Source organism: Desulfovibrio sp. ZJ746 (genome assembly GCF_011039155.1).
Lineage (GTDB): Bacteria > Desulfobacterota > Desulfovibrionia > Desulfovibrionales > Desulfovibrionaceae > Desulfovibrio.
The window spans coordinates 286893-313104 of sequence record NZ_JAAKEK010000001.1 but is presented as its reverse complement, the minus strand read 5'-3'; the positions used below and the strand labels follow the sequence as shown (position 1 = coordinate 313104).

25 protein-coding genes are annotated in these 26212 nt (G+C 64.9%); 18 read left to right on the top strand and 7 right to left on the bottom strand.

Annotation, left to right across the window (positions count from 1 at the left end; translation table 11 throughout):
* Window positions 1-234 precede the first annotated feature (234 nt).
* A complete protein-coding gene (gene trpB, locus G7Y54_RS01445; RefSeq protein WP_165076264.1) occupies window positions 235-1467 on the top strand; it encodes a tryptophan synthase subunit beta in 1233 nt (410 codons plus the stop codon).
* A 218-nt stretch (window positions 1468-1685) separates the two neighbouring features.
* Complete coding sequence (locus G7Y54_RS01440; protein WP_165076262.1) at window positions 1686-3281, top strand: outer membrane homotrimeric porin; 1596 nt, start codon at window positions 1686-1688, stop codon at window positions 3279-3281.
* 216 nt (window positions 3282-3497) lie between these two features.
* Here the strand turns inward: G7Y54_RS01440 and G7Y54_RS01435 are convergent, their stop codons facing one another.
* From G7Y54_RS01435 to G7Y54_RS01420, 4 genes are all read right to left on the bottom strand, one after another.
* Window positions 3498-5081, bottom strand: coding sequence for an LTA synthase family protein (locus G7Y54_RS01435; protein ID WP_165076259.1), 1584 nt, complete (start codon window positions 5079-5081; stop codon window positions 3498-3500).
* Between the two features lie 56 nt (window positions 5082-5137).
* Window positions 5138-5518, bottom strand: coding sequence for a diacylglycerol kinase (locus G7Y54_RS01430; RefSeq protein WP_165076257.1), 381 nt, complete (start codon window positions 5516-5518; stop codon window positions 5138-5140).
* Between the two features lie 161 nt (window positions 5519-5679).
* The gene (locus G7Y54_RS01425) at window positions 5680-6459 is read right to left on the bottom strand and encodes an HAD-IIA family hydrolase (RefSeq protein ID WP_165076255.1); all 780 of its coding nucleotides are present in this window, start codon (window positions 6457-6459) and stop codon (window positions 5680-5682) included.
* Complete coding sequence (locus G7Y54_RS01420) at window positions 6456-7199, bottom strand: metallophosphoesterase (RefSeq protein ID WP_165076252.1); 744 nt, start codon at window positions 7197-7199, stop codon at window positions 6456-6458. Before G7Y54_RS01420 ends, G7Y54_RS01425 begins: the two co-directional genes overlap by 4 nt.
* A 115-nt stretch (window positions 7200-7314) precedes the next feature.
* Between G7Y54_RS01420 and G7Y54_RS01415 the strand changes: the two genes are divergently transcribed.
* From G7Y54_RS01415 to G7Y54_RS01390, 6 genes are all read left to right on the top strand, one after another.
* Window positions 7315-7962: a 5-formyltetrahydrofolate cyclo-ligase gene (locus G7Y54_RS01415; RefSeq protein WP_165076250.1), complete on the top strand. Its 648-nt coding sequence runs from the start codon at window positions 7315-7317 to the stop codon at window positions 7960-7962.
* A 29-nt stretch (window positions 7963-7991) separates the two neighbouring features.
* Entirely contained in the window at window positions 7992-8738 is a 747-nt protein-coding gene (locus G7Y54_RS01410; protein WP_241159320.1) for a polyphenol oxidase family protein, read from the top strand.
* 97 nt (window positions 8739-8835) lie between these two features.
* Complete coding sequence (locus G7Y54_RS01405) at window positions 8836-9915, top strand: DUF362 domain-containing protein (RefSeq protein WP_241159319.1); 1080 nt, start codon at window positions 8836-8838, stop codon at window positions 9913-9915.
* A 480-nt stretch (window positions 9916-10395) separates the two neighbouring features.
* Window positions 10396-11064: a TIGR00730 family Rossman fold protein gene (locus G7Y54_RS01400; RefSeq protein ID WP_165076247.1), complete on the top strand. Its 669-nt coding sequence runs from the start codon at window positions 10396-10398 to the stop codon at window positions 11062-11064.
* Window positions 11065-11155: 91 nt separating this feature from the next.
* Complete coding sequence (locus G7Y54_RS01395) at window positions 11156-11587, top strand: nucleoside deaminase (RefSeq protein WP_165077917.1); 432 nt, start codon at window positions 11156-11158, stop codon at window positions 11585-11587.
* Between the two features lie 17 nt (window positions 11588-11604).
* Window positions 11605-13095 carry a fused MFS/spermidine synthase gene (locus G7Y54_RS01390; protein ID WP_165076245.1) on the top strand — a complete coding sequence of 497 codons (1491 nt, stop codon included), beginning with the start codon at window positions 11605-11607 and terminating at the stop codon, window positions 13093-13095.
* Window positions 13096-13577: 482 nt separating this feature from the next.
* Here G7Y54_RS01390 and G7Y54_RS01385 read toward each other — a convergent pair whose 3' ends face one another.
* The 3 genes from G7Y54_RS01385 to G7Y54_RS01375 all read right to left on the bottom strand — a co-directional run bounded on the left by G7Y54_RS01385 (window position 13578) and on the right by G7Y54_RS01375 (window position 16156).
* Window positions 13578-13991 (bottom strand): cytochrome c maturation protein CcmE, encoded by a 414-nt coding sequence (locus G7Y54_RS01385; protein WP_165076241.1) that lies wholly within the window; start codon window positions 13989-13991, stop codon window positions 13578-13580.
* A gap of 140 nt (window positions 13992-14131) precedes the next feature.
* On the bottom strand, window positions 14132-15181 hold the full coding sequence (locus G7Y54_RS01380) for a hemolysin family protein (RefSeq protein WP_165076239.1): 1050 nt from the start codon (window positions 15179-15181) through the stop codon (window positions 14132-14134).
* Window positions 15182-15262: 81 nt separating this feature from the next.
* Window positions 15263-16156, bottom strand: coding sequence for a purine-nucleoside phosphorylase (locus G7Y54_RS01375; RefSeq protein WP_165076236.1), 894 nt, complete (start codon window positions 16154-16156; stop codon window positions 15263-15265).
* Window positions 16157-16377: 221 nt separating this feature from the next.
* On the opposite strand from G7Y54_RS01375, the gene G7Y54_RS01370 reads away from it, so the two are divergent.
* From G7Y54_RS01370 to G7Y54_RS01325, 10 genes are all read left to right on the top strand, one after another.
* The gene (locus G7Y54_RS01370) at window positions 16378-17775 is read left to right on the top strand and encodes a biotin carboxylase N-terminal domain-containing protein (RefSeq protein WP_277424348.1); all 1398 of its coding nucleotides are present in this window, start codon (window positions 16378-16380) and stop codon (window positions 17773-17775) included.
* Between the two features lie 20 nt (window positions 17776-17795).
* A complete protein-coding gene (locus G7Y54_RS01365) occupies window positions 17796-20042 on the top strand; it encodes an acetyl-CoA carboxylase carboxyl transferase subunit alpha/beta (protein ID WP_165076230.1) in 2247 nt (748 codons plus the stop codon).
* Between the two features lie 33 nt (window positions 20043-20075).
* A complete protein-coding gene (locus G7Y54_RS01360) occupies window positions 20076-20726 on the top strand; it encodes a biotin attachment protein (protein WP_165076226.1) in 651 nt (216 codons plus the stop codon).
* Window positions 20727-20737: 11 nt separating this feature from the next.
* Window positions 20738-21076, top strand: coding sequence for a hypothetical protein (locus G7Y54_RS01355; RefSeq protein WP_165076223.1), 339 nt, complete (start codon window positions 20738-20740; stop codon window positions 21074-21076).
* A 65-nt stretch (window positions 21077-21141) separates the two neighbouring features.
* A complete protein-coding gene (locus tag G7Y54_RS01350; protein ID WP_165076220.1) occupies window positions 21142-21675 on the top strand; it encodes a single-stranded DNA-binding protein in 534 nt (177 codons plus the stop codon).
* Window positions 21676-22188: 513 nt separating this feature from the next.
* Window positions 22189-23262: a glycosyltransferase family protein gene (locus tag G7Y54_RS01345; protein WP_165076217.1), complete on the top strand. Its 1074-nt coding sequence runs from the start codon at window positions 22189-22191 to the stop codon at window positions 23260-23262.
* A gap of 89 nt (window positions 23263-23351) precedes the next feature.
* Window positions 23352-23810 carry a helix-turn-helix transcriptional regulator gene (locus tag G7Y54_RS01340; protein ID WP_165076213.1) on the top strand — a complete coding sequence of 153 codons (459 nt, stop codon included), beginning with the start codon at window positions 23352-23354 and terminating at the stop codon, window positions 23808-23810.
* A complete protein-coding gene (locus tag G7Y54_RS01335) occupies window positions 23801-24082 on the top strand; it encodes a hypothetical protein (protein ID WP_165076209.1) in 282 nt (93 codons plus the stop codon). Before G7Y54_RS01340 ends, G7Y54_RS01335 begins: the two co-directional genes overlap by 10 nt.
* A gap of 474 nt (window positions 24083-24556) precedes the next feature.
* Window positions 24557-25315 (top strand): ABC transporter substrate-binding protein, encoded by a 759-nt coding sequence (locus tag G7Y54_RS01330; RefSeq protein WP_165076206.1) that lies wholly within the window; start codon window positions 24557-24559, stop codon window positions 25313-25315.
* Between the two features lie 194 nt (window positions 25316-25509).
* Window positions 25510-26205, top strand: a complete 696-nt coding sequence (locus tag G7Y54_RS01325; protein WP_165076204.1) for an amino acid ABC transporter permease — start codon at window positions 25510-25512, stop codon at window positions 26203-26205.
* The last annotated feature ends 7 nt before the right edge of the window (window positions 26206-26212 follow it).

Here is a 26212-nt window from a genome sequence, read left to right as displayed (position 1 = left end):
GATTTTTTGGCGCTGGCGCGCTAGCCGTGGGCGAGTCTGCGAGCCCTACGGATAGCGACAGCGATTGCGTCGATTGGCTGAAGTGGTAACTAATTGCTGTCTCCATCCGTAGCTTCCTTCGTCGCAACGGCTGAAGCAGGGCTGTTTTTGACGGAGACTTCTGGCATTGCGGAAAGCACATAGGCACACAACAAAACCCCAAGCAAAATAACCATACGCCATAAGGAGATGACCATGAGCGAAAAGCAGGACGCCGCCCTCACGGGCAAGCCGGACAGCAGGGGATTTTTCGGCGCCTACGGCGGCCAGTTCGTGCCGCCGCCCCTCAAGGCGCGCCTCGACGAGGTGGCGGACGCCTTTGCGGCCGCTCTGGAAGATGCCTCCTTCCACCGCGAGCTCGACAGCCTCAACACCCACTTCGCCGGGCGCCCGAGCCCGGTCTTCCACTGCGCCAACCTGAGCCGCAGCCTCGGCGGCGCGCAGATCTGGCTCAAGCGCGAGGACTTGAACCACCTAGGCGCGCACAAGATCAACAACACCCTCGGCCAGTGCCTGCTCGCGCGCCGCATGGTCAAGAAGCGCGTGGTCGCGGAGACCGGCGCGGGCCAGCACGGCGTGGCCACGGCGGCCAGCGCCGCCCTCATGGACCTCGAATGCGCGGTCTACATGGGCGAGGTGGACATGGCCCGGCAAAGGCTCAACGTCATCCGCATGGAGATGCTGGGCTCGCGCGTGGTGGCGGCCCTGAGCGGCCAGCGCACCCTCAAGGAGGCCGTGGACGAGGCGCTGGAGGCCTGGATCGCCGACCCGGAGATGTTCTACGTGCTCGGCTCGGCCGTGGGGCCCCACCCCTATCCTTATATGGTGCGCTATTTCCAGAGCGTCATCGGCCGCGAGGCGCGCTCGCAGATGCTGGCCGAGCTCGGGCGCCTGCCCGACGCCTGCCTCGCCGCGGTGGGCGGCGGCTCCAACGCCATCGGCCTCTTCGCGGGCTTCCTTGATGACATGGAAGTGAAGCTCATCGGCGTGGAGCCGGGCGGCCGCGGCAAGGGCTACGGCGAGCACGCGGCCTCGCTCTGCCTCGGCGAGCCCGGGGTCATGCACGGCTTCAACTCCTACATGGTCAAGAACCACGAAGGCGAGGCCGGCGAGGTCTATTCCATCTCCGCCGGGCTCGACTACCCCTCGGTGGGGCCGGAGCACGCCCTGCTCAAGGATACGGGCCGCGCCGAATATGTGAGCGTCACCGACGAGGAGGCGCTGGACGCGTTCTTCCTGCTCTCGCGGCACGAGGGCATCCTGCCCGCGCTGGAGTCCTCCCACGCGCTGGCCCAGGCCGTGAAGATGGCGCCCGGCATGGGCAAGGACAAGGTGCTGCTCGTCAACCTCTCCGGGCGTGGCGACAAGGACGTGGAGCAGGTGGCCGAGCTCGTGCGCCAGGGCAAGGCCGGCCCCAAGGCCCGATAAAAATTTTTTTCAGGCGCAAAAAATCATAACACACTGAAATGGCAGGGAATTTTTTGATTCCCTGCCGCCTGAATTTAAAAAAGTAAAAATTTTTGCACGAAAACGCTTGCATCCTTCGGGGGGATTGCTTATTTTGCGCTCACGGGGAAATGGGAATCCCCGGGGGTTCTGTAATCGGCCTCCCCATCACGGGGCGGCAAAAAAAGGAAGGTTCAACAATGAAAAAGATCGCGACGCTTCTGTTGGCGGCCGGTCTGGTGTTCGGTGCCGCTACCGGCGCGAGCGCCATCGACTTCAAGGCCAAGGGTCAGTGGATCATGTCGTTCGACTACGGCCAGAACGGCACCTTCATGGGCAAGAACGACGGCCACCGCAAGGCCGGCTTCGGCAACGGCGAGGATGACTTCGAGGCCCGCCAGCGCGTCCGCCTGCAGTTGGACGCCGTGGCTTCCGAGTCCCTGTCCGGCACGGTGTACTTCGAAATCGGTGACACCATGTGGGGCCAGAACTCCTCCGGCGGCGCGCTCGGCGCTGACCAGAAAATCGTGGAGCTGAAGCAGGCCTACATCGACTGGATGGCCCCCGAGACCGACCTCAAGGTCCGCATGGGTATCCAGAACATCACCACGCCCGCCTATGCCTCCGGCAACTCCATCCTCAATGACGACGTGGCCGGCGTCGTGGCCAACTACCAGGTCAACGAGATGGTGGGCATCACCGCCTTCTGGGCGCGCCCCTACAATGACAACTTCGCCGGCTACACCGACAAGTATGGTCACAACAAGTGGCGCCAGAACTACATGGACAACATGGACTTTGGCGGCCTGCTCGTTCCGCTGGCCCTCGACGGCGCGAAAGTGACCCCCTGGGGCATGTATGGCGCCATCGGCCCCAACACCTTCCGCAACGCCACCACCGAGAAGGACGCGCTCGGCCAGTGGCCTGACAAGATGGTCAACAACTGGTCCGGCAACCTCAAGAACATGGGCGCCGGCTGGAAGTTCGCCAACGCCGGCCTCTTCCCGGTGAACGGCGCCATGCACCGCGACTTCAAGCCCGCCAACAACGAGCGCAAGCTCTCCACCTACGGCAACGCCTGGTGGGGTGGCATCTCCAGCGAAATCACCATGTGGGATCCCTTCCGCGTGGCCTTTGATTTCGAGTACGGCTCCGTGACCTGGGAAGACGACGGCCGCCTGAACCGTCAGGGCTGGTTCGCCACCCTGCTCGCCGAGTACAAGCTCGACTGGGCCATCCCCGGCATCTACGGCTGGTATGCCTCCGGTGACGACAGCAACCCGGCCAACGGCTCCGAGCGCCTGCCCAGCCTCGACGGCAACAACACCAACAAGTACTCCAACTTCGCGTTCGACGGCGACCCGTACATCGCCCGCGACGCCGTGGTCGGCCACAGCATGGCCGGCACCTGGGGCATCGGCGGCCGCTTGAAGGACATGAGCTTCATCGACGATCTGAAGCACACCTTCCGCATCAACTACATCGGCGGCACCAACAGCACCACCATGGCCAAGAAAATGTCCAACGCCGGCCTGTGGGCCAACTCGGGCGGCGTTGACAACGTCATGGGCATGGACGCCCTGTACCTGACCACCGGCGACAGCGCGCTGGAAATCGGCCTCTCCAACTACTACAAGATGTACGACAACTTCACGATCTCTCTTGAAGCCGACTACATCGCCCTCTGGCTCGACACCAGCACGTCCGCGTGGGGCGCCCGCCACAAGAAGAGCGAAGCCATCCCGCAGACCAAGGACGCCTGGAACATCAACGCGAGCTTCGTGTATTCCTTCTAGGCCTCAAGCCTGAACGAATCCGAAACGCATCCGAAAGGGGAGCCGCAAGGCTCCCCTTTTTGCGTGAAATATGCCGCAATGCCCCAAAAGTGGCCAGTGGGGTTGGTGCCTGCAGCCTCCGGAATGGGCCCCTGATTTCACAGCGTCGCCGGGCTGCGGACGCGCCCGGCAGGTTCCATTCGTTTTCTGCCAAACTTTTTGAAGTGCAAAATTTCCCTAGAAGCCAGCCGCGGAAAGGAGTTTCCTGAGGGCGCCCTCAATGTTGATTTTACCGCGCTGCTTGCTCTTTCTTTCCAGCGTCTCCATAAGCTTCGGTGGCTCAATGGCCGCATGGCGCTCCATAAAAGCTGATCGTGGTTGCAGTTGCTCGTCAAGAGCGCGTATGCCCATTTTCTCGGCCAGCGTGGGGGTGTCCGAATACAGGTTTGCCCCCAGGCCCAGGCGGTTACCGGAAATCTTGACGCCCAAGGCTCCGAGAATAGTGGGAAAGACATCAAATGCTGTGTAGGCGCGATAAAAAAGAAGCTCCGGCTCAGGCTCCGCATTGAGGATCAGCATGAAGGCCTTTCGCTCGTAGTCCTTGCCCATATGCTGGAAAAATCTTTCCGCCATGGAAAGGTGGTCGCCTGAGATCACGATGACGGTTTCAGGATAAAACTCCTGCTTTTCCACCCATGAGATAAAATCGCCCAGCTGCGCGTCGCTGCACCTGATGACATTGGCATAGATGTCCCCACTGTCACGCGGGCAAAGCCTGCAGGGGAGGCCGTCATGCTGTGCGTTCCCGTTGGCATGAGTGTCCACGGTGAAAAGCGTAAATGCAAATGGCGCATGTTCCCTTGCCAGGCCGGGCAAGGCCTGCTTTGCCATGGCGAAAACCTTTTCATCCTCCACACCCCACCAGGCCTCTCCAACATCCGGCCTGATATTTTTCTGCTTGAAAAAACCATAATCCAGTATTTTCGCGTTCCCGTGGGACTGATAAAACAGCTTCGTGCCCGCAAACCGCGCATCAGATCCCTGCAGGAGAACATTGGTATAGCCGTGCGCCGCCAATATATCGCCCAGCGTTGCAATGGTGGGGAAAAAGCCCTTTTGGCTGTCCATCATGTTGCCGTCAAGGTTGACCTTGAGCGGCAAGCCGGCTTCCTGGGAGAAAGCGGCGGCTATTGTCCATGTGGAGCCGTGCGTGGACAAGATGCCGTTAAGACGCCTGTCCTTTCCCCTGAAAGATACGCCCTCGCCGCTGCGCTGTGTGAGCGTGGGGATAAGATTCTGCTTAAGGGCTCCTCCATGCCCTTGGTCAGCGTAGGTGACTTCCATGGACTCCACATAGATGCGGATAAGATTCTTTTTTCTTTTTGGAAATTTCAGGCCAACAGTTTTTGGATCCAGGTAGTTGTCCTCTATGAAAGATGAGACCGACAGGTGAAGAAGTATATTTGATTTTTTATTGACCGAATACACGAATGCTCCGATTATGCCTGCAAGGCAACAGAGAAAAATGCCAAGAAAGAGGGAACATAATTTCCGAGAGAGAGAGAGAGAGAGAGAGAGAGAGAGAGAGAGAGAGAGAGAAAAATATATAATAGAGAAAATACCAAGCGGCACGAGGAAAAACTGGAGAACAGGGATAAAGAACTGCAGGTCAAAACTCCCCAGCGGGGCGTAAAATACCCAATATATTTCATCTATGCGTGGAGTACCGAAGGTGAGCCAGATATATAAGGAAAAGCTCGCAAAAAAGATAAGGAGAAAAGCACCGGCAGTTAATACGATCCGCTTAAAATTAAAACGCATGACTTCCTCTTGTGGCCTTTGTTTTCATTGTATTTCTGCCATTCGGGGAAAGCCTGTTAAAACCATTTGGACAGGAGATGGCTTCCCCATGTGACGAGAATGAACAGTTGCGCCATGAATTGCGCGGCGCTGCCGGCATCCTTGGCGAACTTGGCGAGCGGATGCCGCTCGGGCGAGATGCGGTCAACGGTCTTCTCAATGGCGGTGTTGAGCAGTTCAACGATGAGCGAAAGAAAGAGGGGCAGGATGAGCAGCATTGCTTCCGCCCAACTCTCCGCAAGCACCACGGCCAGCGGGATGCCGATGGCGGAGAGGTAAACTATCTGCCTGAAGGCGAGTTCAGTGCGGAAGGCGGCGGCGAGGCCGGCCATGGAAAAGCCGGTGGCCGCCCGCATGTGGCGCAGGTGGTGGCGCAAGGAAGTGAACAATTTTCCCATGCGTATGCCTTGAGCCCGTCAGCGCCGCGCAGCGAAAGGCAGAAGGGGGCGCTTCCGGCCGCTCGCAGGGCTGCCCGCAACCACGCGGCGCGCGAGGTTCCGGGCGCAGCCGCCGTATATCCGCGAAAAGCGCCCGGATGCAGGCTTTCCCGTGCGGCCGTTCAGGCCCCCCACTGCGCGTGGCCCAGGTCTTCCAAAACCACGGTGGGCTGGCGTTTCTCACGCGCGAGGTCCTCGCGCGTGGCTTCGCCGCTGAGCACGAGCGCGAAGTCGATGCCCGCGTTTTCGGCGAGCTTCTTGTCCGTGGAGAGGCGGTCGCCCACCATGATCATGTCTTTTTTGGCATAGCGCGCGAGCAGCGGCGCCAGCACGGCCGGGTCCGGCTTGCCGAAGATGTGCTGCGGGCGGCGCCCGGTGGCCGTGGCGTAGAGCTCGATCATGCTTCCCACGTCGGGCAGCGGCCCATCGGGCGAGGGGCAGACGAGGTCGGGATGTGTCGCGAGAAACAGCACTTCCGGCTTTTGCAGCAAGAGCGCCGAGCGCGCGAGCTTTTCATAGGTGAGCTCGGTATCGTAGGCGAGGATGACGGCCTCTGCGCCCTCCTCCCCCAGGGTGAGCTCGGGCATGCGGCCCAGGAGGTCGCGCTTAAAATCCCGGTTGCCCACCGCATAGGCGCGGCTGATGCCGTTTTTCCGCAAGAAGTCCACCAGCGGCGTCACTGGCGAGAGCAAGAGCTCGAGCCGCGCCGGGATGCCCATGCCGTTGAGCTTGTCCACATAGGTCTGCGGCGACTTGGAGGTATTGTTGCTCAAAAAGTAAAAGTCGAGGTCGTCCCAGTGGCGGCGGATGAAGTCCACGGCGCCGGGGATGGGGATGTGCCCGAGGTAGACGGTGCCGTCCATGTCCAGCACCACGCAGCGCTTGCGCGACCAGTCGATCATGCCTTGCCCTCCAGCACGCGCAGCTCCACCGAAAGGCGCCCGCCGTTGGAGCGCAGCACGAGGTAGCCGCCCTGCGCCAGCGCCCCGGGGTTGGCGATGACGGTGCGCCCGATGCGGTCCACGGCGCGGGCCTCGTGGATATGCCCGCAGAGGCACATGTCCGGCTGGGCTTCCTCCACAAATTCGCGCACCGCCGTGGAGCCCACGTGCACATCACCGGGGATGACATCACAGGCCGTGTCCTTGGGCGGATTGTGCGAGATGAGCACGGTGTGCGGGAAGGCGCGGGCCGTGCGCCACGCGGCCTCGAGCCACGCGGCGAAAGCCGATTCGGGAAATTCGCTGGGCGTGCCGAAGGGCGTGAAGGTGGAGGCCCCCACCCCGAAGACGGCGATGCCCGGCGCGAGCTCGCGCACCCGCGTATGCAGGTTGCAGCCCTGTTCGCTGAGCCACGCGTCCACCTCTGGCCGGTCCATGTTGCCAATTTGCGCGAGGACGGGCAGCCCCGGCGCGGAAAGGGCCTTCATGACGGCCTCGGCCTGGCGCACGCCGCCGGTGACGGTGAGGTCGCCGGTGACGATGACGCCGTCGGCCTGCGCGAGTTCGGGGATTTCGGCGAAATTCTCGGGCGCGTCATGGATGTCGCCCACGACAACCCAGAGATAGTCCTTGTGCCCTTCCTCCCGGGAAGGGGCGGTGCCCTGCGCCTGCGGACTGTTGGAGCCTTCCGTGCTTGGCATGGATGCTGTCCTTTGCTATGCTGATAAGGATGACGCGGCGCCGGCGCATCACCGCGCGCCGGGCTGTTGCCGCGCTTTTTCCACTGTGCCACAACTCCTGACGGAAGGAAAGGCCATGCCCCGGCCCCGCTGTGCGCCGGCCGGCGCACCTCGCGGCGGCTGCGCCCCCAACCGGGAGGAACTGCGCCGCAGCCTGCTCGAACGCCGGCGCGCCCAGAAGCCGGAGCTCGCGGCACGCCGTTCCCGCGGCGCGCAGGAGCGCCTGCTGGCCGCGCCCTGCTGGCGGGAGGCCGGAAGCGTCGCCCTGTATGCGGGCGTACGCGACGAAATGGCGACCGGCCTTTTGCTGCGCGCGGCCTGGGCCGGGGGCCGCGAAGTGTGGCTGCCACGGGTGCTTCCGGGCGCCCGGGGCCGCATGGAGTTTGTGCGCTGCGCTGGCCCCGGAGACCTTTGCCCCGGCGCCTTCGGCCTTCTGGAGCCGCGCCCGGAGCTCCCCGGCGCAGGGCCCGGGGACGCGGCCTTCCGGCCTCATCTCATGCTTGTGCCGGGCGTGGCCTTTGACCGCAAGGGCGGCCGCATGGGCTATGGCGGCGGTTTTTATGACCGCTTTCTCGCGGCCCTGGCCGCGCGCGCGGGCGCGAGGTGCCCGGCGCTCGGCTTCTGCTTCGGCTTTCAGGTGGTGGAGGCCCTGCCCTGCGCCGCCTGGGACAGGCCTGTGGACGGCATCTGCACGGAAGGAGAACTTTTCTGGATATCTCGCTGAGCTGGTTCCGCTTTCCCGGGGTGCCACGCGTGTGGTGCGCCTTTCAGGGCCGCGCGGCCGCCCCTTCCGGGGCGGGCGCCATCCCGCCTGCTCCGTGGTCGGGCGGCAACATCTCCTTCAATGCCGGCGACGACCCCGCCGCCACGGTGGCCGCGCGCGCTGCCCTGCTCGGCATGCTCAGGCCCCGGGGCCTTTCCACATGGGCCGAAGTGCGGCAGGTGCATGGGGACGCCCTCGTGGAGGAGCCCTTCGCGCCCGAAGCATCCGCCCTTCCTGCCTACCGCATGCAGGATTCGCCCGAGGCCGACGGCATGCTCAGCGCAACACCGGGCAAGGGGCTGCTCATCAAGACCGCCGACTGCCAGCCCCTGCTGCTCGCGCACCGCAGCGGCCGCCACATCGCCGCCCTGCACGTGGGCTGGCGCGGCAACCGCCGCGACTTCCCGTGGAGCGGCGTTGCCCGCTTCTGCGCCGCCTATGGCCTCGACCCGGCGGACATTTTCGCCGTGCGCGGGCCGAGCCTCGGCCCCTCGCGCGCGGAATTCGTCAATTTCGACAGGGAATGGGGCGAGGACTTCCGCCCCTGGTTCGATGCGGCGAGCCGTTGCATGGACCTCTGGGGCCTCACGGCAAGCCAGCTTGAGAGCGCCGGCGTGCCGCGGCGGCAGGTCTTCGGGCTCGACATCTGCACGAGCCTCAATGCGGCGCGCTATTTCTCGCACCGCCATGATGCGGCTAGCGGCCGGCAGGCGAGCCTTGTGTGGATCGAGGCCTAGAGGCGCCCGGGGCTTGTGCGAGCATGGACAAAGCGCGGCCAGGCGCGCTAAACTTGGTGAAAACCGCCCCGCAAGGGACGCAGGCAGGAGGTTAGCCATGAACGATGTGCCTGTTTCCAGACGCAAAATGCTCCAGGGCTCGGCCCTTCTGGCCGCGGCCACCATCCTCGCGCCGGGCGCCGCCCTCGCCGCCGGGGAGGCCAAAATCGGGGGCGCCAAGGCTCCCGGCAAGGCACCGGCCCAGGCTCCCGCCCAAGCTCCCGTCATCGGCTCGCGCAACGTCACCGGCCAGCCGCACAAGGGCTCGGCGGCCAAGGTCTATTTCTCGCCGGTCATCGACGCGGCGAGCCTCATCAAGCTCTACAACCTTGTCAACGAAAACATCTACGGCAAGGTGGCCATCAAGCTCCACACGGGCGAGCCCAACGGCCCCAACATCCTGCCGCGCGACATGGTCAAGGCCTTTCAGGCCGAGGTGCCGGAAAGCGCCATCGTGGAGACCAACACCCTCTACGAGGGCGGTCGCCACACCACCGAAAAGCACCGCGAAACCCTCAAGGTCAACGGCTGGACCTTCTGCCCCGTGGACATCATGGACGAGCACGGCGACGTGAACCTGCCCGTCGAGGACGGCTTCCACCTCAAGGAAGTGGCCATGGGCAAGGGCATCACCGACTATGACTCCATGATCGTGCTCACCCACTTCAAGGGCCACGCCATGGGCGGCTTCGGCGGCTCCATGAAGAATATCGCCATCGGCTGCGCCTCGGGGCAGGTGGGCAAGCGCCAGGTGCACGGCGTGGAGGGCACCCCGCCGGCGGACTGGAGCCAGTGGCCCGCCAAGGAAAAGCTCATGGAGCTCATGGCCGATTCCGCCAAGGCCGTGGCCGACCACTTCGGCAAGCACATCGTTTATATCAATGTGCTCCGCAACATGAGCGTGGACTGCGACTGCGCGGGCACCCGGGCCCATGACCCGACCATCAGGGACATCGGCATCCTCGCCTCCAGCGACCTTCTGGCCATCGACCAGGCCGCGTGCGACCTCGTCTTCGCCAGCGCCGACGGGGCGGACCTGCGCGAGCGCATCCAGAGCCGGCACGGCCTGCGCCAGCTCTCGGCCATGGCCGAGCACAAGATGGGCAACCCGCAGTACGAGCTCATCACCGTCAACTAGAAACCGCTTTTGCACCAGTTACGGGAATGTGCAAGTAGCATACGCGAGGAATAAAAATTCCACTTTCCGTCTGGAGCGGAGCGGAAGACGGGTGCTAGTGCCGGAAGAATCCTAAAAAATAAGATTTTTCGGTGCTGGCGCGCTAGCCGTTGGCGAGCCTGCGAGCCTTACGGATAGCGACAGTGGCATCGTTGGCTGACGGACGTGGTAACTAAATGCTGTCTTCATCCGTAGCTTCCTTCGTCGCAACGGCTGAAGCAAGGAAGATAAAAATTTTCGCGGGGAGTGTACTTAAGTACACGACCAAGAAAATTTTTCTCTGACGCAGCCAGCACCGAACAGGCTGTTTTTGACGGATAATTTCGGCGTTATCTGTGCTGCACAAGCACGACACAAACTCACAAAGACGACAAAGCCAACGGCCCCTGCGCCGGATGCCCCCGCGGGTGTCCGGCGCAAAGGCCGGACCAAGGAACAGGAATGCCCGAATTTCGACAGAACATCGTGGACGACCTCGCCGCCTCCGGCACCGAATCCTGGCGCACCTTCCGCATCATGGCGGAAATGGTCAACGCCCTCGACGAGCTCAATTCTCTCAAGGTCAACTGCATCTCCATCTTCGGCTCGGCGCGCAGCAAGCCCGAGAGCCAGGAATACCAGGATGCGGAAAAGCTCGCCGGGCTGCTCGCGCACGCGGGCTACGGCGTCATCACCGGGGGCGGCCCCGGCGTCATGGAGGCGGCCAACAAGGGCGCCACGGAGGCCGGGGGCGTCTCCGTGGGGCTGCATATCAAGCTGCCGCACGAGCAGGGCTGCAACCGCTATGTGACCACGCGCTGCAACTTCCGCTATTTCTTCATCCGCAAGTTCATGTTCGTGAAGTATGCCCGCGCCTATGTGGTCATGCCCGGCGGCATGGGCACCATCGACGAGCTTTCCGAGGCCTTTGTGCTGGCGCAGACCGGCCGCAGCCGCCCCTTCCCCATCATCCTCTACAATTCGCGCTTCTGGAGCGGCTTTTCCGAATGGCTGCGCAAGAGCATGGTGGCCGGCGGCTTCATCAGCGAGGACGAGATCGACAAGCTCATCACGATTTGCGACACGCCGGAGGAAGTGGTCAACCACCTGCGCAAGATCGTCATCCTGTAATATGCGGGAGGACGATGCGCCCCGCCCGCGCGCCTTCGCGCAGGCCGGCCCCGTGCCCTCGCCGCCCCCGGGGCGCACATGGGATGCGCTCATGGTGCTGGCCCTTGCGGAGGCCCGCAAGGCCGGGGCCGAGGGCGACGTGCCGGTGGGCGCGGTCATCGCGGGCGCGGACGGGAGCCTTCTCGCCCGGGCCGGCAATGCCGTGGAGCGCGGGCACGACCCCACGGCGCATGCCGAAGTGCTCGCCATCCGCGAGGCCTGCGCGAGGCTCGGCAACTGGCGGCTTTCCGGCTGCGTGCTCGTGGTGACGCTGGAGCCCTGCGCCATGTGCGCCGCGGCCATCGCGCACGCGCGGCTGGCGGGCGTGGTCTATGGCGCGGCGGACGAGGCCGCCGGCGCCGTCACTTCGCGCGCGGAATATCTGGACGGCCCGGCGTGCCCGACTCCTGTCTGGCACATGGGCGGCGTGCGCGCGGAAGAATGCGCGGCGCTCCTGCGGGACTGTTTCGCCGCCCGGCGGTAGCGGGAAAACGGAAACCTATGCTGGAACTGACGGTCTTCTTGAGCGGCGCCCTCGTCATGGTGCTGGAAATGGTGGGCGGCCGCGTGCTCGCCCCGCATGTGGGCACCTCGGCCATCGTGTGGACGAGCCTCATCGGCGTGATCCTTGCCTGCCTCGCGCTGGGCGCGTGGGCCGGGGGCCGCTTTGCGGACAGGTCGCTCTCCCGGCGAGGCCTCGGGCAGGCGCTGGCCGGCGCCGGCATCGGCTGCGGCATCACGGCCTTTTGCCACACGGCCATCGGGAGCGGCATCACCGGCGCCGTCGGCAACCTCTATGCCGCCGCCGTGGCCGCGGCCGTCGCCACCTTCGCCCTGCCCGCCTTTTTCTTCGGCATGATCACGCCCTATGTCATCCGCCTGCGCATCGCCAGCGTGGACACGGCGGGCGCCACCGTGGGCCGGCTCTATGCGCTCTCCACGGCCGGCAGCATCCTCGGCACCTTCTTGGGGGGCTTCGTGCTCATTTCCTGGTTCGGGAGCACACTCATCCTCTGGGCTCTCGCCGTGGCCATGCTCCTGCTCTCGCTCGCCAACAGCCATAAGCGCCCCTGGGGCCGCCTGATCCTCATCCTGCTCTGCCTCTTCCTCGCGTGGCAGGACAGCCTCTACGGCGAATGGCTGGCCGAGAAAAAGGGCACGCGCCTTGTGGAGAGCCCGTACAACAGCATCCGCATCATGGAGGGCGTGGACTACGCCCGCGGCGGCAAGCCCGTGCGCCTCATGGCCACGGACCCGGGCTACAGCCAGTCCGGCATGCTGCTGGAGGCGCCGGACGAGCTCTATTTCGACTATACGCGCTATTATGCCCTGGGACCCCGGCTCGCGCCCGGGGCAAAACGCCTGCTCATGCTCGGGGGAGGCGGCTATTCCGTGCCCAAGTGGCTGCTCTCGGGCAAGAGCGGCCTTGGCGACGACCTCGACCTCACCGTGGTGGAGCTCGACCCGGCCATGACCGAAAGCGCACGCCGCTGGTTCGGCTTGAAGGACGACCCGCGCCTCACCGTCCGCCACGAGGACGCCCGCGCCTTCCTCAATCGCCAAGAGGACGCCTTTGACCTCGTGTTCGTGGACGTGTTCAACTCCCACTATTCCGTGCCCTTCCAGATGGGCACGGTCGAGGCGGCGCAGGCCCTGCGCCGGGCCGTGGCGCCGGGCGGCGCGCTCGTCATGAACGTCATCTCGGCGGTGGAGGGGCCGGACGGCCGCCTCTTCCGCGGCATCTGGCATGCGCTCGCACAGGCCTTCCCCGAAGTGCGCGTCTATTGCGTGGGCGACCCGGGCCACCCGGAGCGCGTGCAGAACCTCATGCTCGTGGCGCTCCCCGAAGCGCGGGAGGATGCCGCGCTGCCGCTGCTGGCGGCCGACACCATGGAGGCCCACCGCTACACAAGCGCCATCGAGCCGGGCGAGCCCCTGCGCGACGATTACGCCCCGGTGGAGCGCTTCACGCTCATGCTGGCGCGGCAGTAGAGCCGGGAAGCGGCTTTTGGAGCCGTTGGTTCTGCCGGGGGAGCTTTTTTAGGGAAGGTTTGGGCGCGTTCTTGCGATGGTGATGCGCCTATGCTGCTCAGGGACGCCGAAATTATCCGTCAAAAACAGCCTTTTTGCTGCTGACTGCGTCAGAAAAAAATTTCCTCGGTCGAGTACTTGAGTACACTCCCTTCGGAGCTTCAGCCGTTGCGACGCAGGAAGCTACGGATGAAGACAGCAGTTAGTTACCGCGCAGGACAGCCAACGCTGCCACTGTCGCTATCCGTAAGGCTCGTGGACTCGCCAACGGCTAGCGCAATTTTTGTCTTCCTTGCCAGCAGCAAAAAATCTTATTTTTTAGGATTCTTCCGGCACCAGCACCGTCTTCCGCTTCGCTCCAGACGGACGGTGGAAGGTTCGGCGACGATGCTGAATGACTGAACTCTTAGAAGCAGCCCCTTGAATTGTGTCAGGAAAGGCCCCTAGCTCGTGCGGTTTTCCTTTTGGTACTTGGAGGGGCACTTGGTCATGAGCACCTTGGCGGAGAAGCGGCCGCCCTTGCCCATGCCGCCCTCGACGATGACCTCCGCGCCGGGCTTGAAGGCATCCGGCACCACGCCGCGGTAATCCACAGGCAGGATGACCGCCGCGTCGTCCTTGTCCTCAAGGCGGAAGCTGACGCCCATGGCGTCCGCCGGCTTTTCGATGCCCTCCCGCGCCACGGTGCCGAAGATGCGCGCGGCCGTGAGCCGTTCCTGCGTGGCCGCGCGGGCCTCGGCCACATTGAGGAAGTAGACGCTGTTCTCCGCAAAGCCGGTGTAGGCGAGAAAGCCCACGCCGCCCAAAAAGAGGAGGAAGGCGGCGACATAGAGGCGTGTGGTTTTCTTGCGCGCCATGCGTGCTCCGTCCCGGCGCAGCGCCCCATGCCGGGGCGGCGCCGCTGTTTGGCTGCCGATAGAGTGGGAAAAGTATAGCCGGTTTTGCGCCTGCTGACAATACAGGAATCATTCCTTGGAGGTTGTCAAGGCGCATGCGCTCATTCGCGGGCCTGCGACGCCGCCTTGCGCGTGAGGGCCTTGCGCCGCTCGCGCGCGAGAGCCCGCAGGTCGGCCACATTGTCGCTTTCGTCCATGATCTCGCTGCCGAGGATCTCTTCCAGCACATCCTCCAGCGAGACCACGCCGGCAAGGCCGCCGTATTCGTCGAGCACGGCGAAAAGGTGCACGCGCTCGCCCAAAAGCTCGCGCAAGAGCACGTCAAGGGTCTGGCTTTCCTGCACGAAATGCAGCGGCCGCATGATGGCCGAGAGCGGAAGGTCGAGCTTGTCCTCGGCGTAGCAGCGGCCGAGCGTGCGCCGCTCCACGAGGCCCACGAGGTCTTCGTTGTCCTCGCCGTAGACCGGGATGCGGCTGAAGTGCCAGATGCGCGGGTCCTTGTAGGCCTCAGCCACGGTGAGGTCGTCCGGCAGGGAAAAGACCACCGTGCGCGGGGTCATGATCTCGTGGACGCGCTTCTGGTCCAGCGAGAGCACATTGCGGACGAAGTGCTCCTCATAGGCCTGGATGCGGCCGGCCTTGCGCGAGAGGCTGGTCATGGCGCGGATGTCGTCTTCCGAGACCTCGGGCTTGCCGGATTTCGGCGAGAGCAGCCGCGTCAGGAGCCCGGTGAGCCAGAGCAGCGGCGAGAGCACCCGGATGATGAGCGTGAGCGGCCGCGCCAGCATGGCGGCCACGGGGGTGGCATAGGCCACGCCCAGCGTCTTGGGCACGATCTCGCCGAAGGCCAGGATGACCACGGTGAAGCCGGTGGCGAAGAGCGCCATGTGCGAGGCGCCGAACACGGCGAGGAAGGCGGCGCCCGCAATGGCCGAGCCCGCGGTGTTGGCCACGGTGTTGAGGGTGAGGATGGCCGCGATGGGGCGGTCCACGTCGCTGCGCATCCTGTAGAGGAGCTTGCCCACGGTCTTGCCCTCGCTGCGCAGGCGCTCGATGGCCGACCACGGCACCGCGTAGAGCGCGGCCTCGGCGAGGGAACAGAAAAAGGACACGAACACGGCCACGCCAACGGCCAGAAACAGCGTCAACATGCAGGCATCCCGGCAAGTGGTTCGCCGCCCCTTGGTGGGCGCGGTCGTTTCCATCCTAGCCCGGGGCCGGGGCTTTGGCAATCACCGGCGCCGCTGCCCCTGGTCCGCGAGCCCCCGGGCCGTGGCTTCCGCGAGGCCCGGCAGCAGCTCCACCAGCAGCCGGCCCAGCGCCTCCCCGGCGCGCCCGGCCACGGCTATGACCTCGGCAAGCGGCGCGGGCGCCATGCAGTCCGGCAGGTTCTTGTTGGTCAGGCAGGAGATGCCGAGCACGCGCAGGCCCATGTGGCGCGCGGCGATGACCTCGAGCACGGTGCTCATGCCCACGGCGTCGGCCCCCCACTGGCGGTACATGCGCGTTTCCGCCGGGGTCTCCATTTCCGGGCCGTGGACGCCGATATAGACGCCCTCTTCCAGCCGTATCCCGAGCCTGAGCGCCGCGGCCCGCGCGAGCTTGCGGAACTCACGGTCATAGGGCGCGCTCATGTCCGGGAAGCGCTCGCCGAAGTCGTCGCAGTTGGGGCCGGTGAGCGGCGAAACGCCGGTGTGGTTGATCATGTCCGCGATGCACATGAGGGAGCCGGCCTCGAAGAAGGGGTCGAGCGCGCCGGCCGCGTTGGTGATGACGAGCGCGCGGGCGCCGAGGGCCGCCATGACGCGCACCCCCATGCAGACTTCGGCCGGCGTGCGCCCCTCATAGAGGTGGCAGCGGCCCAGTTGCGCCAGCACGGGCACGCCGGCAAGCCGCCCCCACACGAAGGCCCCGGCATGCGAATCCACGCCCGGGCGCGGCATGCCCGGCACCTCGGAGAAAGGCACGCGCACGCTGCCCGCCCCGGACACGAGCGTTTCGCCAAGGCCGGAAAGGCCCGTGCCGAGCACGAGCGCCACGGGAGCCCGCGAAAGGTCGGCGCCGCCGCGCTCGAGCGCCGAGCGCAAGCCGGCCACGGCATGCTGGACTTCTTGCGGATTTTGCATAGAATCATCCCTTGATGGTGAAAACGGCGCCGCGCCGTTGCGCGCAAGCCCCGCGAAAGCTGGCGGCCGCAGGATATGCCGGAAGGCCGTTTCCCACAAGCCCGCGCCGCAAGGCGCGTACCGCAGAGCCTTTTGGGGAGAATCGCGTGAGCAAGGCCCAGGACAGCAAGAAGAAAGCGGCACCGGAGGCCGCCCCGGCCCCGGACCTCTCGGGCCACAAGGTGCTCGTGGCCAACCGGGGCGAGATCGCCATGCGCATCATGCAGGCCTGCCGCAAGCTCGGCGTGGGCTTTGCCGCCATCTATACCGGGGAGGACGAAGCCTCGGGCCATGTGGAGCTGGCGCGCCGCATCGGCGGCGAAAAAAGCCTGTTCCGCGTCTCCTCCTACCATGACGCCAACGAGCTCATGGCCGTGGCCGACGAGGCGGGCGCAACCGCCGTGCACCCCGGCTACGGCTTCTTTGCCGAGGACTTCCGCTTCGCCCGCCGCGTGACCAAGCGCGACCGCGCCATGATCTTCATCGGCCCCTCGTGGAAGATCATCCGCGAGCTCGGCGACAAGATCAACACCAAGCGCCTCGCGCGCAGCCTCAACGTGCCCACGGTGCCCGGCTCCGACCGGCCCATCTATGACGAGCTGGAGGCCGAGCGCATCGCCAAGTCCGTCTTCGAGTTCCAGGAGGCGCAGGGCATCCAGCGGCCGCTCGTGCTCGTCAAGGCCTCGGCGGGCGGCGGCGGCATGGGCATCGAGGAGGTCTACGACCCGGACCAGTTCCGCTCCGTCTATCGCCGCATCCGCAACTACGCGTTGCGCCAGTTCAAGGACGAGGGCGTGCTCATCGAGCAGCGCATCACGGATTTCAACCATCTGGAAGTGCAGATCGTTTCCGACCGTTCGGGCCGCAACCCCGTGCATTTCGGCACGCGCAACTGCTCCATCCAGTCCACGGGCCTCCAGAAGCGCATCGAGGTGGCCCCGGGCTTCGCCCCGGAGACCCTGCACTACACCTTTGACGCCAACCGCGTGCTCACCGACATCGTGGATTATTCCCTCGCCATGGCGAAAAAGGTGGGCTACGACAATGTGGGCACATGGGAGTGGATCGTCACCCGCAAGGGCGAGCCCTTCCTCATGGAGGTGAACACGCGCATCCAGGTGGAGAACGGCGTTTCGGCCTGCATCGCGCGCGTGCGCGGCGAGGAGGGCGTTGACCTCATCGCCGAGCAGATCCGCACGGGCCTCGGGGAGCCCCTGGGCTACACCCAGGCGGAGATCGCCACCGAGGGCGTCGGCGTGGAATACCGCCTCATCGCCGAAGACCCGGACAACAATTTCACCCCCTGGGTTGGTCGCATCGAGCATTTCTCGTGGACGCCGGCGCCCTGGCTCACCGTGCTCACCCATGTGCCGCTGGACCATCCTTACGAAATTCCTACGGAATTTGACCCCAATCTGGCGCTCGCCATCATCTGGGGCAAGGACATCGACGAAGCCAAGGAGCGGGGCCTTGCCTTTCTCGATTCCCTCAAGCTCGAGGGCGTCAACGGCGCGGGCGAGCCGCTCAGGTCCAACGTGAATTTCCTCAAGGCCAATACCGGGCGCATCCTCCGCTTCTGAGGGCGCGAGCAAAGGGCGAAATGGACAACAATATCGCAAAACGCATCCAGAGCCTGCGCGACAGGCTCGCCTACCTGCAGGATATTTTCGCGGGCAAGCACGCGGACAACGCCGACCTTTTGCGCGAGCGGCTGGACGGCTTCGCCAGGCGCGCGGCCGACGGCTCCCTCGAGGACCCTTACGCCGAGCTGGCCACTGTGGAGGATCTGTTCTCGTATGTGGAGCGGCGCCTCGACAACGAGATCACGCCCATGGACAAGGTGCGCATCGTGCGCCACCCACAGCGCATCTGCCTGCGCGACATCCTTGAAAACGTCTACGACAACTTCACCGAGGTGGGCGGCCAGGACGAGCACAGCCTCGACCCGAGCATGCTCATCGCGCGGGCGGTCATCATCCGCCGCCGCGGCAAGAAGACCTACCAGCAGTCCGTGCTCGTCATCGGGCAGGAAAAGGGCCACGGCGCCGAGTTCCGCAACGGCGGCTCGGTGAAGCCCTGGGGCAACGCCAAGGCCCTGCAATACATGCGCGTCGCCGAGACCGAGGGCATCCCCATCCATGCCTACATCTTCACGCCCGGCTCCTACCCCATCGAGGACTATCCCGGCGCGGCCCAGCAGATCGCCCGCAACATCTACGGCATGGCCGGCCTGCGCGTGCCCGTGGTGGCCGTCATCTCCGAGGGCGGCTCCGGCGGCGCCGAGGCCATCGGCCTCGCCGACAAGCGGCTCATGCTCTCGCACGGCTATTATTCCGTCATCTCGCCCGAGGGCGCGGCGGCCATCGAGGGGCGCCTCAAGGCCGGCGAGCGCGCCACGCCCGAGCTCATCGAGCATTGCGCCGAAAACCTGCACATCACGGCCGAAGACAATTTGCGCTTCGGGTATATCGACCGCATCGTGCAGGAGCCCCCCTTGGGCGCCCGGCCCTGGCACTTCGAGTTTTTCCGCAATTTGCGGCAGGAGGTGCTGCGCGCCACGGACGAGGTGGTCATCTCCACGCGCAGGCTCCCCATGTTCCGGGGGCTCGCGCTGTCGCGGCGTCGCAATCCCGAGGCCAACCTCGACGAGATGCACATGCGCTGGGGCCTCACCCCGGCGGCAAAGCTGCGGCTGCGCGAACGCCGCCAGCAGAAGTTCCTCAGGCTCTCGCGCAACGCCGCGCGTGACCGCCGCCCCTTCCTCACCAAGACGGCCACGGCCTTCTGGGACTGGGCGAGCAAGCCCTGGGTGGCCTTCAAGTACGATTTTTACCGCAAGCACCGCCGCAAGCTCAGCGGCTTCATGGAAGAAGTGGGCAACGAGTGGGAGACCTTCAAGGGGCGCCTTTTCTCGCCGCTGCACAAGATCGCCGGACCGCGCGCCAAGAAGGAGGACGCCGCGAGCGAGCTCACCGCGCTTTCCGCGTGGTCGGGCGACGGCCGGCGCCGCAAGTGGAACTACATCTCGCCGCGCTACAAGATCGACCGCGCCGTCACCTGCCCCAACAGCGCCTCTTACGGCTGCCTCGACCTCTGGGGGCCCGACCTTTTCGCCGAATTCGCCGGCGTTTGCAGCCATTGCGGCTACCACTTCCCCATGGAGCCGGAATGGTATGTGAAAAACGTGTTCGACGAGGGCTCGGTTTTTGAGTTCAACAGCGAGATCGAGGCCGGCAACCCGCTGGACTTCCCGGGCTTTGCCGAGCGCATCGCCGCGGCGCAGAAAAAGACCGGCGCCAAGAGCGGCTGCATGACCTTCGAGGCGCGCATCGACAATATCAAGATGGTGGTGGCCATGCTCATGGGCACCTTCCGCGGCGGCTCCGTGGGCGCGGCCGAGGGCTTCAAGTTCGTGGAGGCGGCCGAGCGCGCCGCCAAGAAGCGCCAACCCTTCCTCGCCTATGTGCACGGCACGGCCGGCATCCGCATCCAGGAGGGCACGCACGGCGTCATCCAGATGCCGCGCTGCACCGTGGCCGTGCGCCGCTATATCGAGTCCGGCGGGCTCTACATGGTGCTGTACGACACCAATTCCTTCGCCGGCCCGGTGGCGAGCTTCCTCGGCTGCTCGCCCTACCAGTTCGCCGTGCGCTCCTCCAATATCGGCTTCGCCGGGCCCGGCGTCATCAAGGAGACCACGGGCATGGACATCCCGCCCAAGTACCACCGCTCCTACCGCGCCCTGTCACGCGGCCACATCCAGGGCATCTGGGACAGGCGGCAGATCCGCACCAACCTGAAGCAGGCCCTGATGACCATCGGCGGCAGGAACCTCTATTACCGCTAGCGGGCGCAGGACGCGGCCCCGCACAGGAAAAGCATGATCGACATTTCCGCGCTGCTCGACGGCATCAAGGACTCCCCTTACCGGGAGATCGTCATCGCGGCCCCGCATACCGGCAAGGTGACTTTCGCCGGCCTCAAGCCCGGCGACAAGGTGCACGGCCCGCAAGGCCAATGGAAGGAAAAGCCCGGCACCCTCGTGGCCACGCTGGAGCGCGAGCGCAACCCCAAGCCCATCTGCGTGCCGGAAAAGGGCGAGATCTCGGCGGTGCGCGACGAGCTGGAAGGCGCCTTCGTGGAGGCCGGCACCGCGCTCGCGGTGCTGCGCCACAAGCTCACCCGCGAGGAAGTGCAGGCCATCATCCTGCGCAAGGCGCTGCACCTCTTTCGCGCGCCGGAGCGGGCCAAGTATTATTTCACCCCCGAGGTGGACAAGAAGATCCGCGCCTCGGACGCGCATTCCGTGGCCGTGCGCGACGGCATGGAGCTGCTCATCATGTCGCGCATGAAGCGCGAGGCGCCTCTGCGCTATTCCGGCCCCGAGGGCGTCATTTACTCGGTGTATTTCACCTATAACGAAAACATGGACGCCGGCGCGCCGCTCATCGGCGTGTGCCCGCGCGACCAGCTCCCGGCCATTCAGGATGTCATCATGCGCGTCCAGACCGAATGGAAGGAAACCGACTAAGGGAGGCCACCATGGGCAAAGTGCTGCAAATCAGGGTCACGGCGGTCACGTGGAACGACGACCTCGTGGAGGAATACTGGCCCAGGCTCGTCAGGCTGGCCGGCACCGTGCCGGTGAAGAGCGAGGGGCGCGGCGTGCTCGAGCTCGTGCGCCGCCTGGACGAGGGCCTGCGCTTCATGAAATGGTCCGAGGCGCGCAAGCAGGCCATGGGCCCGGGCATCCGCGAGGCCGCGCGCCTCAAGGCCGATCTTGAAGCCGCGCTCGCCGACTGGGACGCCCGCAAGGCCAATGCCCTGAGTGACGATCTGGAAGACGCGCTGGACGCGCTGGAGCGCGCCTACACCGAGTAGGGGCGCCCACTTCCGCCTCACCCTAGCCAGCTTGGCGCGGGGCAGCCCGCGCGCAGGAGCCTTACATGCTGAACAAGGTCATGCTCATCGGCCGTCTCGGCCGCGACCCCGAACTCCGCTACACCCAGAGCGGTTCCCCGGTGGCCACGCTCAACGTGGCGACCGACGAATCCTATACGGACAGGGACGGCAACAAGGTGGAACGCACCGAGTGGCACCGCGTTTCCGTTTTCCAGCGCCAGGCGGAAAATTGCGCCAACTATCTCGCCAAGGGCAGCCTCGTCTACGTGGAGGGCAGTCTCCAGACGCGTAAATGGCAGGACCAGTCCGGGCAGGACCGCTACACCACCGAGATCAAGGCCCAGCGCGTCCAGTTCCTTGACCGCAAGGGCGAGCGCGGCCAGGCGCCTGACGGCGCCCCCAATGACTGGGGCGACGGCGGCGGCCAGCGGCAGCGCCCGCAGGGCAACCGCCAGGGGGGCCAGCAGGGCGGCAGGAACGCCCCGCATGCGCCGCAAGGCCGGCAGAACCGGCACGACGATGACTTGGGGCCGGCCTTCCCCTCCGAGGCCTCGGGCATGGACGAGGTGCCGTTCTAGGGAGATGAAAGATAGAAGCCGGGCGCCTTGGCGCCCGGCACCTTTCAGGGCGTGCCCGCGTGCCCGTTGTCGAAAGTTTAGCTGCGGCTTTCAAATTTCCAGCGTGAAAGGGTATATTCTGCCATGCAGCAGATAAATATTCCTTCAGTCCGTCTGGAGCGAAGCGGAAGACGGGTGCTCGTGCCGGAAGAATCCTAAAAAATAAGATTTTTTGGTGCTTGCAAGGAAGAAAAACAATTTCCGAAGGGAGTGTACTTGAGTACTCGACCGAGGAAATTTTTTTCTGACGCAGCAAGCACCAAAGCGCTAGCCGTTGGCAAGTCTGCGAGCCTTACGGATAGCGACAGCGGCATCGTTGTCTGACCAGCGCGGTAACTAACTGCTGTCTTCATCCGTAGCTTCCTTCGTCGCAACGGCTGAAGCAAGGCTGTTTTTGACGGATAATTTCGGCATTATGCATGCACCACAGACACACCACCACCTCAGAGAAAACTAAAATCTCACGAGTACAGCATGGCGCGCGTCCTCTACGGCATCCACGGCACTGGCCACGGCCACGCCATGCGCGGCCTGACCCTGGCGCGGCGCCTGCCGGAGCACGAGTTCCTCTTCGTCGCCAACGACGACGCGGCCCGTGTGCTCGAGCCGGAGTTCCGCGTCTACCGGCTGCCCAACCTGGGCACGGTGTTCAAAAACTACAAGGTGGACATGGGCGCCACCATTGCCCGCGCCGTCCCCCTGCTCCTGCACCGCGAGCGCTACATCGACGAGACCCTGCGGCTCATCGACGACTTCCAACCGCATGTCTGCATGACGGACCTCGAATATTTCGTGCCCCGGGCGGCCGAGCGCGCGAATCTCCCCTGCCTCACCCTGGACCATCAGCACATCATCACCTCCTGCCGCCACGATCTGCCGCTGAACATGCGCTGGGACGCCTTTGTGCAGGGCCTGACGCCGCGCTGGCTCTTCCGGCCAACGAGCGCCAACCTCATCATTTCCTTTTATGCGCCGCCGCTTTTGCCGCGGTATGCGGCGACCACGCGCATCGCGCCGCCCATCCTGCGCGGGCGCGTGCTCGGCCTCACGCCGCGCGACGAGGGGCATGTGCTCGTCTACCAGAGCAATTCCACGCACAGGAAGCTCATCGACATTTTGCGCGCCGGCACCTCGCGCACCTGCTATGTTTACGGCTACGTGCGCGAGGAAGGACGGGAGGGCAATGTTATCTTCAAGCGCAAGAGCGAGGAGGAATTTCTCGAGCTCCTGGCCTCCTGCGCCTATGTGGTGCAGGGCGGCGGCCACACGCTCATGAGCGAGGCGCTCTACCTCGGCAAGCCCGTCCTCTCCCTGCCCATCCGCGCCATGGTGGAGCAGCGCTTCAACGCCCTCTACCTCGAACGCCTGGGCTACGGCATGCAGGCCGACCTCCCGAGCCTCACGCCGGACGCGCTTAGCGACTTCGAGGCGCGGCTGGACGCGTATAAGGCAGCCATCGCGCAGGGGAATTTTTGCGGCAACAAGCTGGTCTTCGGCCTTGTGGACACGTTCATCAGGACGGGGAAGCTGGAGATAAGCGAGAGCTGACAAGTGAACCCGCAGAGATCTGCCCCCACCGTGCCTGAAAGCGCCAACAGGCATCTCTGTTAAGGCGTGCCCCCAAACCGTACCCGACCATGAATCAGCTCCCGGAGCTCCCTGCCATTTTTGGAGAAATCATTGCCGAGGCGCGCGCAAGCGCCGGACTTTCACAGGAGCAGGTGGCGGCGGCCATCGGGGCCAGCAATGTCTTCATCAGCCTGCTTGAGAACGGCAAGCGCCAGCCCTCGCTTACTTCCGCCATCCTGCTCGCATGGAGCCTGGGCCTCCCGCCGGAAGAACTGGTGCGCCGGGTCGTTCTCAAACTGGGGCGGCGAAGATTTCGCAAAAACCCTGAAGGATTCCATCCTGTTGGGAAAAATTTTCAAATTTTTCTGGAAAAATCGAAATCCCCCCTAAAGCACACTTGTCCCCGTGCCGATAAGGCCGGTGTTGAGTGGAAGCAGTGGTACCCGTGCGCCTTGCGCGCGGGAAACGGCGCCATCCGTCTGCAGGGAAGCAGTGAACCATTCAAGGAGGAATGGACATGTCGCTGATTCTGAATCACACATCCTTTGAGCCGCTTTCTCAGCGGCCCGACGAACCCCCGGGAAGCCATCAGGAACTCTCAAAAATCGACAGATACCTCGAAATTCTGGAAGACAATAAAAACGCCAGCCGCTTTGTGCCCAATGACGCCGCCGTGGCGCTGGACATGGCCGGCTTCGTGCGCCGCCGCGTGGGCGGCGGACGACCAGGCCCCGCGCTTTCGGCAGCGCGGCTCGCGCTGGCCCTTGTGCAGCCCGGCGAGGAAATGCCCACCCAGTAGGAGCGCCTCGCAAGCCAGCCCTTCAAAGATGCACATCATTGGCATCGCCTTTCCGACATGAAGGCTGGCGCCGACCAGCTCACCGCATCCACTCAACAGACGATTGAGAGAAAGGAGGGGCCGCAAGGCCCCTCCTTTTGCTGCCGGCTCTGCCGGCAGCAACGAAAAACGCGAAGAGGCTGCGGCCTTGCCGCGCCGTTATTTGAGCGGTTTTCGTGCTTTCGGGCCGCGCAGCGGCCCTGACGAAAAAACCCCGCCTGTGCGGGGTTGTCCTTCGCGTGGCCGGCCGAAAGGCCCTCCTTTTGTGGCCCCCACGGGTGGCACCCCCGTGCAGATCGCCCCTGACGCCCTGCGTGGTGCCCGGGCCTTCTTTCCGCGCCTTGCGTTGCAGCACTGCATCTGGTAAGTTGCGCCTTTCTGCGGAGGCGCCCGCCGCTTCCGCCCGCACACGCATTTTCCCCGGGGGAAACCAGCATGAAAAAGAGTTTCTGCGGCGCGTTCCTGGCCGGCCTTCTCACCCTGTTCCTCGCGCAGGGCGCCCTGGCCGCTGATGCCAAGACCTATGTCAACGGCATCGACCCCAACTATCCGCCCTTCGCCTATGTGGACGAAAAAACCGGGCAGCCCGCCGGCTTCGACGTGGACTCCATGAACTGGATCGCCAAGAACATGGGCGTGAAGATCGAGCACAAGCCCATGGCTTGGGACGGCATCATTCCGGCCCTTCTGGCCAACCAGATCGACATGGTGTGCTCCGGCATGAGCATCACCCCCGAGCGAGCCAAGATGGTGCAGTTCTCCGACCCGTACTGGACGGTCTCGCGCGTCTTCGTGGTGCCGGCCGACTCCACCCTCACTGTGGAGGAGATCCTGAGCAAGCCCGTCAAGGTGGGCGTGCAGCGCGGCACTTCCGAGGCCAACGCCCTGAAGCAGGAGCAGCAGGCCAAGGGCTATCCCATGGAACTGCGCTTCTATGACTCGGCGCCGCTCGCCGTGGAAGACCTGCTCAACGGCCGCATCCAGGCGGCGCTCATGGACGAGCTGCCCGCCGACGACGCCATCTCCAAGGGCCGCGCCGTGAAGAAGGCCGGCACGCATGGCGAGCCCGACGGCTTTGGCGTGGCCATCCGCAAGGACGACAAGGACCTGCGCGCCCTGGTGGACGAAGGCTACCGCAAGCTCATGGCCGACCCCTACTGGCAGGAATTGCAGAAGAAGTATCTGCACAAGTAAGGATCTCGCGCCGGCCGTGCCCTGCGCGGCGTGAACGGCACTTGCCCCGGGCCCCGGCCGCTCCCGTGGCCGGAAGCCCGGGGACATGCGTGGTCGGGGGGCCAGTCCGGCTCCCCTGCATCATCAAGAGCCCCGTGCGCGCCGGCAGCGGCCCAGATGGCCGCCAATGGCCCCAACCCTGAACCGCCACGCCCATGGATTCGTTGCTCGTCGTCATTCAGGCGCTGCCCGCCATCCTGCCGGGCATCCTCGTCACCGTGGGCAATGTGGCCGCATCGCTCGCCATGGGCCTCGCCCTGGGCGTGCCCTTCGCCGTGGCGCAGGTCTACGGTCCCAAGTGGAGCCGGCGCCTCGTGCGCCTCTATGTCTGGTTCTTCCGCGGCGTGCCCATCCTCGTGCTGCTCTTCCTGTTTTACGGCTTCTTCATCAGCCTGGGCCTGCCCGCGGAGCCTTTCATCATTGCCTGCCTGGTGCTCGGCTGCACGAGCACGGCCTACCAGTCGCAGATCTTCCGTGGCGCCATCGAGAGCCTGCCGCGCGGGCAGTTGCAGGCGGCGCGGGCGCTCGGCATGAGCGATGCCACGGGCATCGCCTGCATCATCCTGCCGCAGGCCCTTAGGCTCTCCATCCCGGGCTGGGCCAACGAGTTTTCCATACTGCTCAAGGATTCGGCCATCTGCTTCGTGCTCGGCACGCAGGACATCATGGCCCGCACCTCCTTCGTCGCGGCGCGCACGCATGAGCACCTGGCGCTCTATGCCGCCGCCGGCGCCATCTACTTTTTCCTGACCTGGGTGGTGCTCCGCCTTTTGCGCCGCCTGGAAGACAAGGTCCATGTGCCCGGTTACTCCACCGGCGGGGCCGGCTTCGACATGGGAGAACCGGCGTGAACGCCGC

What these genes read in the sequence shown, in the direction of transcription:
- G7Y54_RS01390 (WP_165076245.1), top strand. Translation starts at nt 11,605, where the DNA reads ATGCTGGAACTGACGGTCTTCTTGAGCGGCGCCCTCGTCATGGTGCTG.
- trpB (WP_165076264.1), top strand. Translation starts at nt 235, where the DNA reads ATGAGCGAAAAGCAGGACGCCGCCCTCACGGGCAAGCCGGACAGCAGG.
- G7Y54_RS01405 (WP_241159319.1), top strand. Translation starts at nt 8,836, where the DNA reads ATGAACGATGTGCCTGTTTCCAGACGCAAAATGCTCCAGGGCTCGGCC.
- G7Y54_RS01435 (WP_165076259.1), bottom strand. Translation starts at nt 5,081, where the DNA reads ATGCGTTTTAATTTTAAGCGGATCGTATTAACTGCCGGTGCTTTTCTC.
- G7Y54_RS01415 (WP_165076250.1), top strand. Translation starts at nt 7,315, where the DNA reads ATGCCCCGGCCCCGCTGTGCGCCGGCCGGCGCACCTCGCGGCGGCTGC.
- G7Y54_RS01330 (WP_165076206.1), top strand. Translation starts at nt 24,557, where the DNA reads ATGAAAAAGAGTTTCTGCGGCGCGTTCCTGGCCGGCCTTCTCACCCTG.
- G7Y54_RS01400 (WP_165076247.1), top strand. Translation starts at nt 10,396, where the DNA reads ATGCCCGAATTTCGACAGAACATCGTGGACGACCTCGCCGCCTCCGGC.
- G7Y54_RS01420 (WP_165076252.1), bottom strand. Translation starts at nt 7,199, where the DNA reads ATGCCAAGCACGGAAGGCTCCAACAGTCCGCAGGCGCAGGGCACCGCC.
- G7Y54_RS01380 (WP_165076239.1), bottom strand. Translation starts at nt 15,181, where the DNA reads ATGTTGACGCTGTTTCTGGCCGTTGGCGTGGCCGTGTTCGTGTCCTTT.
- G7Y54_RS01345 (WP_165076217.1), top strand. Translation starts at nt 22,189, where the DNA reads ATGGCGCGCGTCCTCTACGGCATCCACGGCACTGGCCACGGCCACGCC.
- G7Y54_RS01355 (WP_165076223.1), top strand. Translation starts at nt 20,738, where the DNA reads ATGGGCAAAGTGCTGCAAATCAGGGTCACGGCGGTCACGTGGAACGAC.
- G7Y54_RS01375 (WP_165076236.1), bottom strand. Translation starts at nt 16,156, where the DNA reads ATGCAAAATCCGCAAGAAGTCCAGCATGCCGTGGCCGGCTTGCGCTCG.
- G7Y54_RS01325 (WP_165076204.1), top strand. Translation starts at nt 25,510, where the DNA reads ATGGATTCGTTGCTCGTCGTCATTCAGGCGCTGCCCGCCATCCTGCCG.
- G7Y54_RS01425 (WP_165076255.1), bottom strand. Translation starts at nt 6,459, where the DNA reads ATGATCGACTGGTCGCGCAAGCGCTGCGTGGTGCTGGACATGGACGGC.
- G7Y54_RS01365 (WP_165076230.1), top strand. Translation starts at nt 17,796, where the DNA reads ATGGACAACAATATCGCAAAACGCATCCAGAGCCTGCGCGACAGGCTC.
- G7Y54_RS01360 (WP_165076226.1), top strand. Translation starts at nt 20,076, where the DNA reads ATGATCGACATTTCCGCGCTGCTCGACGGCATCAAGGACTCCCCTTAC.
- G7Y54_RS01350 (WP_165076220.1), top strand. Translation starts at nt 21,142, where the DNA reads ATGCTGAACAAGGTCATGCTCATCGGCCGTCTCGGCCGCGACCCCGAA.
- G7Y54_RS01340 (WP_165076213.1), top strand. Translation starts at nt 23,352, where the DNA reads ATGAATCAGCTCCCGGAGCTCCCTGCCATTTTTGGAGAAATCATTGCC.
- G7Y54_RS01385 (WP_165076241.1), bottom strand. Translation starts at nt 13,991, where the DNA reads ATGGCGCGCAAGAAAACCACACGCCTCTATGTCGCCGCCTTCCTCCTC.
- G7Y54_RS01335 (WP_165076209.1), top strand. Translation starts at nt 23,801, where the DNA reads ATGTCGCTGATTCTGAATCACACATCCTTTGAGCCGCTTTCTCAGCGG.
- G7Y54_RS01395 (WP_165077917.1), top strand. Translation starts at nt 11,156, where the DNA reads ATGGTGCTGGCCCTTGCGGAGGCCCGCAAGGCCGGGGCCGAGGGCGAC.
- G7Y54_RS01430 (WP_165076257.1), bottom strand. Translation starts at nt 5,518, where the DNA reads ATGGGAAAATTGTTCACTTCCTTGCGCCACCACCTGCGCCACATGCGG.
- G7Y54_RS01440 (WP_165076262.1), top strand. Translation starts at nt 1,686, where the DNA reads ATGAAAAAGATCGCGACGCTTCTGTTGGCGGCCGGTCTGGTGTTCGGT.